This window comes from Pantoea endophytica (genome assembly GCF_002858935.1).
GTDB lineage: Bacteria > Pseudomonadota > Gammaproteobacteria > Enterobacterales > Enterobacteriaceae > Pantoea > Pantoea leporis.
This window is the reverse complement of record NZ_PJRT01000005.1, coordinates 528,497-540,034: the sequence shown is the minus strand read 5'-3', so window position 1 is coordinate 540,034 and position 11,538 is coordinate 528,497. Positions and strand designations below refer to the sequence as shown.

Annotated in this window: 11 protein-coding genes; 2 read left to right on the top strand and 9 right to left on the bottom strand. The window is 54.6% G+C overall.

The window, feature by feature from the left end; all coding sequences use genetic code 11:
- Positions 1-4 precede the first annotated feature (4 nt).
- From PZBJ_RS04910 to arnB, 9 genes are all read right to left on the bottom strand, one after another.
- Positions 5-826 (bottom strand): TIM barrel protein, encoded by an 822-nt coding sequence (locus tag PZBJ_RS04910; protein WP_101761462.1) that lies wholly within the window; start codon positions 824-826, stop codon positions 5-7.
- A gap of 131 nt (positions 827-957) precedes the next feature.
- Positions 958-2,394, bottom strand: coding sequence for a sugar porter family MFS transporter (locus tag PZBJ_RS04905; RefSeq protein WP_101761461.1), 1,437 nt, complete (start codon positions 2,392-2,394; stop codon positions 958-960).
- Between the two features lie 329 nt (positions 2,395-2,723).
- A complete protein-coding gene (gene arnF, locus PZBJ_RS04900) occupies positions 2,724-3,089 on the bottom strand; it encodes a 4-amino-4-deoxy-L-arabinose-phosphoundecaprenol flippase subunit ArnF (protein ID WP_101761460.1) in 366 nt (121 codons plus the stop codon).
- Positions 3,086-3,406 carry a 4-amino-4-deoxy-L-arabinose-phosphoundecaprenol flippase subunit ArnE gene (gene arnE / locus PZBJ_RS04895; protein WP_101761459.1) on the bottom strand — a complete coding sequence of 107 codons (321 nt, stop codon included), beginning with the start codon at positions 3,404-3,406 and terminating at the stop codon, positions 3,086-3,088. Before arnE ends, arnF begins: the two co-directional genes overlap by 4 nt.
- On the bottom strand, positions 3,403-5,064 hold the full coding sequence (arnT, locus tag PZBJ_RS04890) for a lipid IV(A) 4-amino-4-deoxy-L-arabinosyltransferase (RefSeq protein ID WP_101761458.1): 1,662 nt from the start codon (positions 5,062-5,064) through the stop codon (positions 3,403-3,405). Before arnT ends, arnE begins: the two co-directional genes overlap by 4 nt.
- Positions 5,065-5,082: 18 nt before the next feature.
- Positions 5,083-5,967, bottom strand: a complete 885-nt coding sequence (arnD, locus tag PZBJ_RS04885; RefSeq protein ID WP_101761457.1) for a 4-deoxy-4-formamido-L-arabinose-phosphoundecaprenol deformylase — start codon at positions 5,965-5,967, stop codon at positions 5,083-5,085.
- Positions 5,964-7,943 carry a bifunctional UDP-4-amino-4-deoxy-L-arabinose formyltransferase/UDP-glucuronic acid oxidase ArnA gene (gene arnA / locus PZBJ_RS04880; RefSeq protein ID WP_101761456.1) on the bottom strand — a complete coding sequence of 660 codons (1,980 nt, stop codon included), beginning with the start codon at positions 7,941-7,943 and terminating at the stop codon, positions 5,964-5,966. The genes arnD and arnA overlap by 4 nt, the downstream gene beginning before the upstream one ends.
- A complete protein-coding gene (gene arnC, locus PZBJ_RS04875; RefSeq protein WP_101761455.1) occupies positions 7,940-8,926 on the bottom strand; it encodes an undecaprenyl-phosphate 4-deoxy-4-formamido-L-arabinose transferase in 987 nt (328 codons plus the stop codon). Before arnC ends, arnA begins: the two co-directional genes overlap by 4 nt.
- 1 nt (position 8,927) lies before the next feature.
- Positions 8,928-10,052 carry a UDP-4-amino-4-deoxy-L-arabinose aminotransferase gene (arnB, locus tag PZBJ_RS04870; protein WP_101761454.1) on the bottom strand — a complete coding sequence of 375 codons (1,125 nt, stop codon included), beginning with the start codon at positions 10,050-10,052 and terminating at the stop codon, positions 8,928-8,930.
- 243 nt (positions 10,053-10,295) lie between these two features.
- On the opposite strand from arnB, the gene PZBJ_RS04865 reads away from it, so the two are divergent.
- Together PZBJ_RS04865 and PZBJ_RS04860 are read left to right on the top strand one after the other, a co-directional pair.
- Positions 10,296-10,505 (top strand): hypothetical protein, encoded by a 210-nt coding sequence (locus PZBJ_RS04865; RefSeq protein ID WP_101761453.1) that lies wholly within the window; start codon positions 10,296-10,298, stop codon positions 10,503-10,505.
- Positions 10,506-10,643: 138 nt separating this feature from the next.
- Positions 10,644-11,411 (top strand): prepilin peptidase, encoded by a 768-nt coding sequence (locus PZBJ_RS04860; protein ID WP_101761452.1) that lies wholly within the window; start codon positions 10,644-10,646, stop codon positions 11,409-11,411.
- Positions 11,412-11,538 lie beyond the last annotated feature (127 nt).

Here is an 11,538-nt window from a genome sequence, read left to right as displayed (position 1 = left end):
TTCCTTAGTTATTCAGGTAAGCAATGCTGGAGTGGATTTCACGAGCAATTTGTTCTTCGCTCCAGTTATCCATCACCGACGAAAACGGTTCGAAAGCGTAAATGCCGCGATAGCCCATCTCTTCCAGACGCTGCACTTGTTGTTTCGATTTCAGCACATCGTCGGCGCTTAACATGATGCGCTCTTCGTCGGTTAACTGATGCGTTGGGCGCGCGTCGGTCACGCCGGACAAATGCACCAGCCCGATATTGTTGACGTCGACGCCGCCAGCAAAGTCTTGTTCAGCCCCTTCGTACAAATGATGGTGAAAGGTATCCAATACGATTTTGAACGGCGCGCCGGCTTGTTTGATCAGCTGCTGTGCCAGAGCCGCTGAACGCAGCGAGCTTTGCGGGAAACCGAGCGGCTCCACCAGACCGGCAATGCCATATTCGGAAAACAGTGGCGCCAGCGTTTTTAACGCATCGACGGTTTGCTGCTGGGAAATAACGGTGCCGTCATTCAGTGGGCAAAGGACTAACGCTTTCGCACCGGTGGCACGCGCGTCTTTTAATAAAGCGCGCGTTTTCTCCAGCACGTCATCGCTTAATTGGTTAAACGGATAAACCGCATTAATAGTTTCAATGGTAAAAGCATGCTGCGTCGCGAGATGGCGAACTTCTTCGCCTGTTAAATCATCGGTCACGCTACCACTTTTCATATCATTGCGGATTTCGACTTTATTTAATCCCAGTTTTTCAACCAGCGAGAAAAAACGCTCGAGACTAAGATTAGGCGCGATTTTACGATTAACGCAGAGTCGGTCATGGCTTATTTTGTAGGTCATGGTGTGTTCTATCCTGAAAGAGTAATATTTATTAGCTTCTGTTTTGTCATGTCGCGTCGATATCTTGCGATAGTAAGCGATGTAGTTTTGCTGCTCTGCCAGAACCTTGATTGATTTACATCAATGCAACATCATTTGTACAACTCATGGAAATAGTGCTCGACCTGTTCCAGGCTGCGTCCTTTGGTTTCCGGGATGGTGCGCAACACGAACATCGATCCCCCAATACCAATCACGGCAAAGGTTAAGAAGGCACCGGCCAGACCAAATGCCGCCAACAGCAACGGGAACGCCATGGAAATGGCGAAGTTGGCCATCCATAACGCAAATACCGCGCCGCCCATGCAAATACCGCGCATCCGCGCTGGAAAGATCTCGGAAAGTAATAGCCAGGTAACCGGCGACAACGCGCCTTGCTGGAAGCACAGAAACATCAGCATGCCCGCCAGCACCAGATAGGCGCGCAGCAGATTGACGTCGCCTGCCGGGTAATATTCCGGCATGAAGAAACACACCGCGGCGATAAAAAACAGGCACGCGGTGCAGCCCATCTGACCAACCAGTACCAGCGGACGACGGCCGATTTTGCCGATCATCCAGATACCGATCAGCGTCATCAGCACCGAAATCACGCCGTTGGCGATGGTGGCGAACAGCGCGGCATCGTTGCTCAAGCCGGTTGCCGTCAGCATGGTCGGCGCGTAATACATGATGGTGTTGACGCCGGTCAGCTGCTGAATCGCCGCGATGCCGATACCAAGCAGGAACACTTTGCGCAGCCACGGCGTACGCAAATCGCGCAGGCGGCCTTTGCCCTGTTGCCGGTTCTCTTCGATGGTTTCTTCTATCTCTTCCAGCTCCCATTCGACGTCATCGGCCGCGCGGGTTTTCTCCAGTACTTTGCGTGCTTGCTGGCTATTACCGCGCATTACATGCCAGCGCGGGCTTTCCGGCATAAAGATCATGCCCAACCACAGCAATACTGCGGGCACAGTTGAGATAGCGATCATCCAGCGCCACGTGTGTTCTCCCCCCCAGATTTCATTGAAAGTGGCGTTGGACACGTACGCCAGCAACTGACCTGAAACAATCATCAGCTCCTGCAAGGTCACCAGTTGACCGCGCTTGTTCGCCGGGGCAATTTCCGCGATATACACCGGCACCGTGGCCGCTGCGCCACCGACGGCGATACCGAGGAACAGACGTGAAGCAATCATTGAGATGACATCCGGCGCGAAGGCCGAACCGATGGCGCCATGGGCAAAAATAAAGGCCAGAGAAATGATGATCTTGCGGCGTCCCAGCGCGTCCGCGAAATGACCGGCGAGCAGCGCGCCAAAAGCGGCGCCAAACAGCAGTGAACTGGTGACTAACCCGGTGGTAAAGGGCGTGAGCTGTAGATCGTCACGCATAAAGAGTAAAGCGCCTGATACTACACCGGTATCGTAGCCGAACAGCAATCCACCCAGCGTGGCGACCAGCGCAATAATTTTAACAAATGGCTCGGTGCGCGTGGCGCTATTGGGGCCGGAAGCGGTGTTAGTGGATATATAAAGTTCTCTTTCCATAATACCTCCTGGTGAAAAAAATTAAGGAAATACGGCAGAACAAAACAGAGCACTCACGCTAGCGGTGTTTTTATTTCATGTTAATTTTTATTTGAAATTTGTTTTTCGAAGTGTGAGTTCAAGCATTTTGGGATTTTTATTTTGATGGATTTACATCAGGGTGATGTATTTATTTAGGGATGCCTTTGAGGGGATAAATAAAAAAGATCGCCATGAGTGGCGTAATGCCTTTCAATTAAGCGCCGTATCTCATCACTGCACCTTCCGAAGCGGCGCGATTTATCGCGCAATAAATTGCGCCGCTAAGGTATGTGCATAAATAAACACCATCACCTACGGCGCGGCAGCGAAACCAGCATTAAGCCAAACACGATCAGCACCACGCCAGCAAAGCTACTCCAGCGGAAGGTTTCGCCCAAAATCGGCAAGGAAATCGCGGCCAGCCACACCACTACATAACTCAAACTGAGCAGCGGATAGAGCCGGTTAAGCGGCAGCTGGCGCAGCGCCAGCATCCAGCACAACATCGACAGCGCATACGCCCCGAGGCCCATCGCCAACAGCAGCAGCGCTTTCCAGTGCTGCACACTCAGCAATTCACTTAATGGCGGGAAATCCAGCATCGCCAACCGCAGCACCAGTTGCGCCAGCGATACCAGCCACACGCTGCACAGCGCCAGCATCACGCCTTTCATAGATGACTTCCCATCAGCGCCACGCCAGCAACAATCGCCAGCGTGCCGATCCACTGCTGCACGCTGTAAGTTTCGCGCCAGATCAGCCGCGCGGCGATGGCCACCAACACAAAGTTGAGACTCAACATCGGATAGGCCACGCTTACCGGCACCACGCGCAGCACCGCCAGCCACAGCAGCATGCCGATACCGAGCAGCAGGATGCTGAGCGCCAGCCAGGAAATCCCCTTTTTGATACCGAGATGGGCCGCCTGCTTTTGACACAGCTGGGCGGCACAGCTCAGCACGCTCACCAGTAAAATCAGCAGCAGATTCATGGTTTAGCATCATAGCCGTAGTAAACCAGGCGGCCCTGACGATAGACATCATCCGGTTCCGGCAGGTTTTTATCCGGCGTGCTGTCGCTGGCATTCAGCATCAACACCAGCGAAACCTTGCCCAGACGACGATGGATACGCAGCCAGTCGGCAAAGTTATCCGCATCAATATAGTGTGACTGTGCATCCGGGTAGCTCAGGCCATATTGCAACTCACCTTTGGCATCGTAGAAATTGATGTCGCTGCGCTGCAGTTCCCAGGCCACCGCTGATGCCACGCCAGGATTGTTTGCCAGCAGATAACGGCTATCCGCCAGCTGAGCGTGTACAGCGCTAACAAAACTTTGTGGCTGCTTTGAATCGCGCACCTTGTCAGGAATGGCAAATCCCACCAGTAACGCCAGCGCCAGCGGACAGAGCGCGGCTAACTGCCAGCGACCCTCCTCCGGCTTGCGGCTCAACCAGCCCATCACGGCCCAACCTATAAAGGAGAGCGCCGCACAGAGCACGCCCATCCCTTCATCGCCGCTATAAATTGGACGATGCGCAACGCCCCAGGGTGCCAGCACTACTAAAACCACAATGGTGATGACCAAACCGAACAGCAGATTGATCCAACCATTCACCTTTAGCGCTGTAACCACCTTTGTCGAAGCGCTGTGCGCGTAATGCGCCATCAGCAAGGCCAGCGGCGCGAAGCACGGTAAAATGTAGGTCGGCAGTTTGCCTTTAGCGATGCTGAAAAACAGCAGCGGTAACAGCACCCAGCTCAACAGATAAATCGAACCCGCTTGCTGGCTGCGCTGACGCCACGCACCAACCAGCGATCCCGGCAGCAGCGCCAGCCACGGCAAACAGCCTGCCAACAGCACCGGAATGTAATACCAGAATGGCGCTTTGTGCTGCGCGTCCGACTCGGCGAAACGCTTTATATGCTCGACCCAGAAGAAGTAATGCCAGAAATCGCCTTCCTGCTGATGAATCGCCAGCGCCCACGGCGTGCTGAGCAGCGCAGCGATCACCATCGTCAGCGGTCCCCAACGCAGCAGTTCGCCAAAGCGACGTTGCCAGATGGCCCACGGCAGAATCGCCAATACTGGCACCGCCAGCGCGAGAAAACCTTTGGTCATAAAACCCATCGCGCAGGCCGCACCCAGCAACACATATCCGATCAATCGTTGCCGCGTGCTGCTGGCCTGTGACGCCAGCCAGTAACTGCACATGGCCGCGACCAGCCACAGCGTCAGGATCGGATCGAGCACCGCGTAGGTGCCGACGCCGTACACCAGCAACGAGGTGAGAAAAATCATGCTGCCGCTCAGCGCGATTTTACGGCTGGCGAACATCTGCGTGCCGAGCCAATACACCAATACCGCGCTCAACGTGGTGCTGAAAATCGATCCGGCGCGCACGCCAAAGTTAGTGTGACCAAACAGCAACTGGCCGAGGTTATTGACCCAATAACCGGCGATCGGTTTCTCGAAGTAGCGCAGATCGAAGAAGTGCGGCACTACCCAATTGCCGCTAAATAGCATTTCCCGGCTGATTTCGGCATAGCGGGTTTCGTCCGGCTGCCACAAGGCGCGGAACTCAATCGGGATCAGGTAAAACAGCGCGAAGAGCGCGAGGGGTAACGCGGTTTTAGTGACTGTACGCATCCGTGGTTCCTGTAAAAATTAGCGCTGGCAGCCTAGCCAGCCTTCACGCCCGGGAATATGCCCGCGCACGATGTTGCCCCGTGGCAGCGTAGTGAGATCGTCGGGTAACAAGGCGCTGAGTGGACAAAACTGAATGTCTTGCTGCTCCGCACGCTTCAGCAGATCGGCGAACGCCTCAAGCCCGACAATCCCTTCCACTTCGGCATGAATGGTGTAAACCGGCGAACCGCTTACGGCATGGATCTGCTCGAGGATGAAGTCGTTATAACCTTCCGCGCTCACCGATTGCCCAACCACTTCATCCCAGGTCGGCAAGGTCACCGGGATTTGTACCGTGCCGGGGCTGCCATCACTGAGAATCGGTATAAATGGACCGCTGCCGCGACAATCACTGTTGTAGCTGAAACCAAACTGCTGCTTGGCAGCCACCACGCGGCCATCAGCGCGCCAGCCCGCCACCGCTGAACAGGTGACATTGTCACCGATGATCGCTTCCAGCGCCTGTTTACCGCGCGCAATTTGCTCAACCAGTTTCTCTTGCGGCCACACGCCCGCCCAGGTTTGCCAGGCAAAGTGATCCCACGCATGCAAACCGACTTCATGATGATCGGCGGTGGCGCTGATGATCTCCTCCAGACCGCGACCAATCTGACGTCCCGGCCAGGCGGTGCCGGCCAGCAAAATATCCCAGCCGTAGAGTGATGCGGCGCGCGACCGCAGCATTTTCCACAGGAAACGCGGTTTTAACAGGCGCCACAAGTGGCGCCCCATATTGTCCGGCCCAACGCTGAAGAAAAAACTGGCCTGCAGCTGATGCAAACTGAATTGCTCCAGTAACGCCGGCACGCCAAGTTGGGTGCCGCGCCAGGTATCGACATCGACACGCAAACCGACTTTCTTCATGGTTTATCCTGTAGCTCAACGGTGCGCAGGAAGAAGTCCAGCGTGTTATCGATGGTGGTATCCATCTCTACGGTTGGCGTCCAGTTCAGCAGACGACGCGCGTTTTTGATCGACGGCTTACGGTGTTCCACGTCCTGATAACCTTTGCCGTAATAGCTGCTGCTTTCCACTTCACGGAAGCCAGCAAACGGCGGGAAGTTGCTGCGCAGCGGGTGACGTTCGAAACTCGCCAGCAGACGCTCGGCCAACTCTTTGATGCTGGCTTCGTTATCCGGGTTACCGATGTTGACGATCTGGCCGTCGCAGTTGTTCTGTTTGTTTTCGATAATACGGAACAGCGCTTCGATGCCGTCGCGAATATCGGTGAAGCAGCGCTTCTGTGCGCCGCCATCAATCAGCTTAATTGGTGAGCCTTCCACCAGATTGAGGATCAGCTGCGTGATAGCACGAGAACTGCCGATACGCGCGGCATTCAGATTATCGAGGCGCGGCCCCATCCAGTTAAATGGACGGAACAGCGTAAAGCGCAGCCCTTCTTTCTCACCGTAAGCCCAAATCACGCGGTCCAGCAGCTGCTTAGACACCGAATAGATCCAGCGCTGTTTATTGATCGGCCCAACCACCAGATTAGAGTGATCCTCATCGAAATGCTGATCGGTACACATGCCGTACACTTCGGAAGTCGATGGGAAAATGATGCGCTTTTTGTACTTCACGCAGTCACGAATGATTTTGAGGTTCTCTTCAAAGTCGAGCTCAAACACGCGCAGCGGATTGCGTGTGTACTCAATCGGCGTGGCGATGGCCACCAATGGCAACACCACGTCGCACTTCTTAATGTGATACTCGATCCATTCTGAGTGAATGCTGATGTCGCCTTCGACAAAGTGGAAGCGTGGCTGATCGAGGAAACGGCTGATGGCGTCAGAACCGATGTCTAAACCGTAGACTTCGAAGTTATCATCCTGCAGCAGACGCTCGGTGAGGTGGTTACCGATAAAACCGTTCACGCCGAGAATCAACACGCGCGTGCGTCGTTTCACCGCCGCCACTGGCTGAGAATAGAGCAAGGCGCCCTTCACCATACCGAGGTTTTGCGCCAGCTGGCTGCCGTTCATAAACACGCCGTTATCGCTTTGACCGGTCACCACTTCCAGCGCGCCTTCAGCGCAGGCGATCAGGAATGGCTCAACAGAAAGCACGGTACCCGGTTTGGCCTGATGTTCAGTGCTGTGTACGCGACTTTTCCACACCACGAATTTCACCGTTCCGGCATAGGCGAACGCGCCTGGCCACGGATAGGTCACCGCGCGCACCAGATTATTGACCGTCTGCGCCGGTTGTTCCCATTTTATGCGGCCATCTTCTGGCGTGCGGCGACCCACAACCGTGGCTTCGCGCTCATTTTGTGGTGTGGTAACAATATCGCCGCGTTTCACCGCCGGTAATGCGCCTTCCAGCACCTGCGTTGCACAGGCAACCAGCTTGCGATGCAGCGTTAACGCATTGTCCTGCTCGTCAATCGCCACGCGCTGTTGCGCCACGATGTCACCGGCATCGGCGCGCTTCACCATGCGGTGCAGCGTTACGCCGGTTTCGGTTTCGCCATTGACCAGCACCCAGTTCAGCGGTGCGCGGCCACGGTATTTGGGCAGCAGCGAACCGTGCAGGTTAAAGGCCCCCAAACGCGCACTGCTGAGAATGCTGTCGTTCAACAAAGCGCGGTAATAGAAGGAGAAGATGTAATCCGGTGCCATGGTTTTAATGCGATCGACCCACAGCGGATGATTGACATCCTCCGGCGCATAGACCGGAATGCCCTGCTCAGCGGCTAAACGCGCAACGGAGTCGAAAAAGTGGCTCTCAGTTCCTGTGTCTGAGTGGGTGAAAATAGCCCTGATTTCATAACCAGCGTACAGAAGTGCAGAAATACCCGCACAGCCCATTTCGGCGTAGGCGAAGACGACAGTTTTCATTGCTCAATTTCCTGTACAGATGAGGCGTTTTGCTGTGGGTGAATCACACGTTGGATGAAGTAGCGCGGACGGGCGCGTACGTCGTTGTAAATGCGGCCGATGTATTCGCCGAGTAATCCCATACCGATGAACTGCGCGCCGACAAAAATAAACAGCACCGCGAACAGCAGGAACACGCCGTCACCGGCCCATACCGCGCCGAGGAACAGACGCAGCACAATCAGAATCAGCGAGAAGGCAAAACCGGCCAGCGCAATCAGGCTTCCGACGATACTCAGCAAGCGCAGCGGCGTGGTGGTCAGGCAAGTGACCAGGTCATACATCAGGTTAATCAACCGCATAAAGCTGTACTTTGAATCGCCAAATTCGCGCTCGGCGTGCGCCACCGGCAGCTCAATGGTGCGGCGCGCAAAGGTGTTGGCGAGGATGGGAATAAAGGTGCTGCGTTCGTGGCAGTTCAGCATCGCATCGACGATATGGCGGCGATAAGCGCGCAGCATGCAGCCGTAATCGCCCATCGCTTTGCCGGTGACGCGCTGAATCAGATGATTGATGGTGCGTGAGGCGCGACGACGGAACCAGCTGTCCTGGCGGTTTTGACGCACGGTGCCCACCACGTCATAACCCTGCTTAGCCGCTTTCACCAGGTTCGGGATCTCTTCCGGCGGGTTTTGCAGGTCGGCATCCAGCGTGATGATTAAATCGCCGCTGACGTGGCTAAAGCCCGCCATGATCGCCGAGTGCTGACCGTAATTACGGTTCAGCAACACGCCAACCACATGGCTGCCCGGCATATCGGCGGCATCGGCAATCATCTCGCCTGAGCGATCGCTGCTGCCGTCATCGACCAGCAGAATCTCGTACGCCAGATTTAATCCCGCACAGGCCGCATCGGTACGACGCACCAGCTCCGGCAGGCTCTCCTCTTCGTTGTACACCGGGATCACCACGGAGACTTTGCGAATGGCTTTTTCTTCCAGCATGTCAAACTCCAGCGATATGACGTAATGCGCTAATCACGCGCGTGACATCTTCATCGCGCATATCAGGGAACAACGGGATTGAGCAGATGCGATCGCTATTCCATTCGGTGTGCGGCAACGAGAGTTGCGGATAGCGTTCGCGGTAATATTTGTGGGTGTGCGCGGCACGGAAATGCAGCCCGGTGCCGATATCCTGCGCTTTCAAGGTTTCCATAAGCGCATCACGGCGCGCCTCATCAACGCGAATAATGAACAGATGCCACGCGTGTTGATGTGGCCATTCTGGCTGCGCCAGCGGCAGAAACGGCGTATTCGCCAGTTCAGTGAGATAGCGCTGCGCAATCGCCGCGCGGCGCTGATTGATGGCGGGCAACTTTTTCAGCTGCACCAAAGCAATTGCTGCGCTGATATCTGGCAGGTTGTATTTGAAACCCGGCATGATCACTTCGGCCTGCGGCTTGCGGCCGTGCGTGTGGCGATCGTACGCATCGACGCCGAGTCCGTGGAATTTCAGACTGCGCATGCGGTCGGCCAACGCCGCATCATCGGTGACAATCAAGCCACCTTCGGCGCAGGTCATGTTTTTGATGGCGTGGAAGGAGAAGATCGCCGTGCCCTGCTGGCCAACGTGCTTTTCTTTGTAATAACAGCCTGCGGCGTGCGCCGCATCTTCAATCACCGGAATGCCATGGCGCTCACCAATAGCGCGAATGGCATCTATATCGGCGGGCGCGCCAGCGTAATGCACCGGAATGATGGCGCGCGTACGCGGCGTGATCGCCGCTTCAATCAGCTCCGGCGTTACCATCAAGGTGTCGCGGTCGATATCGATCATCACCGGCGTCGCACCCAGTAGCGTGATGATGTTGATGGTGGAAACCCAGGTCAGCGAAGGCGTGATCACCTCATCGCCAGGCTGGATGCCCAGCGCCAGCAGCGTGACGTGCATCCCCGCCGTGGCGGAGCTGACAGCAATCGCATGCTGATTGCCAGTGAGCTGGCAAAAAGCCTCTTCCAGTTCGGCATTTTTCGGGCCGGTGGTGATCCAACCCGACTCAAACACCGATTTAACGGCGGCTAACTCTTCTTCACCCAACGAGGGCCGTGAGAATGGTAGAAAATTCATTATGTTACCTTGGAATTAAGCACTATTTAACGGCCATTTATTCCAAAATACGCGGGTTAACTTAACGCAACATTAAATGAGAAGGGTACTAAGTCGGCTTTTTCTGACACGTTGAGGATTGGTAGAGGAAGGGTCAAATTTGCCGGTTTATCATCATGAACCAGCACACTTCTTAAGGTTAAATTAAGGTTTTGACCCTATACTAAGTCAGGATATGTCTTATAACGTCTGGAGGATAATGCGATGAGTACGGCTACTGACAGACTTTCTCAGGCAGCGCTGCGCCGCCACCATATTGGGGTGAAAACCAAAGGATTGCGCTATCGCGGCGATCTATATGTGTTCCGCTATAACGCCGGCCACTACGATGTGTTCCTTAATAACGACCGCGTAATGTCATTGAATACCAGCAATGTGCAGGAAGCGATTCAGCTGTTCAAGCAGCAAGCTTAATCTTCTCCTCTCCATTTCTGGAGCCCGCTCTGCAATCCCGATGTATGCCGCTGTAACGCCCTTTTACCTCTCGCACCTATCCTCGCTTCGGCGTAAAGTCCTGGCAACGACAAGCCTGGATGGCGCGAGGTATGAGTAATGGAATACGTATATGGCTTAATTAGTGGCCTATTAGGATTGGCCGTAGGCAGCTTTCTTAACGTGGTGATCTCGCGGTTGCCATTGCAAATAGTGCACCCGAACACTCCGCTAAATGTGTGTTGTCCGCCCTCTCACTGCCACCAATGCACCACCGCGCTGCGCTGGCGCGACAACATTCCGCTCATAAGTTGGTTACTGTTACGCGGTAAATGCCGTTATTGCCATTGTAAAATCAGCGGGCGTTATCCACAGGTGGAGATAATTACCGCGCTTCTGACGCTGCTGCTTATCTGGCTGATGCCAGTCAATATGCAATTGCTGGGCGCGCTCATATTGTTCTGGGCGTTAACGGTATTAGCCTTTATTGACCTCGAACATCTGCTTTTACCGGATGTGATTACGCTGCCCTTGCTGTGGATTGCGCTGCTGTTTAAAGCGATGGGATGGCTACCCGGCTCATTACAAGAAGCGGTATGGGGATCCATAGCAGGATATTGCTTGTTGTGGGCGCTATCAATTTTATATCAATGGATTAGAGGGATTGAGGGATTAGGGATGGGCGATGCAAAACTGCTGGCGGCAATCGGCGCCTGGTTGGGCTGGTCGCTTTTACCCTGGGTGCTTTTATTGGCTTCGGGCGGCGCTATTTTATGTGTTTTGATTTCCAGAGTTAGCGGGCAGCGCGAGCTCAATCACGTCATCGCCTTTGGTCCGTGGATCGCCTTAGCGGCTATAAGTCTCTTTATTCATTCGATTATTTTTTAACCACCCCAACTGCGGTGCGAAATTAAGTGGCCAATTTCTGGCCAACGCTCTGATTCATATATGGAAAGAGTAAACAAATCTAAACAAAATTAATCATTGTGATGTAGGTCAAAAGGCTCTATATTGG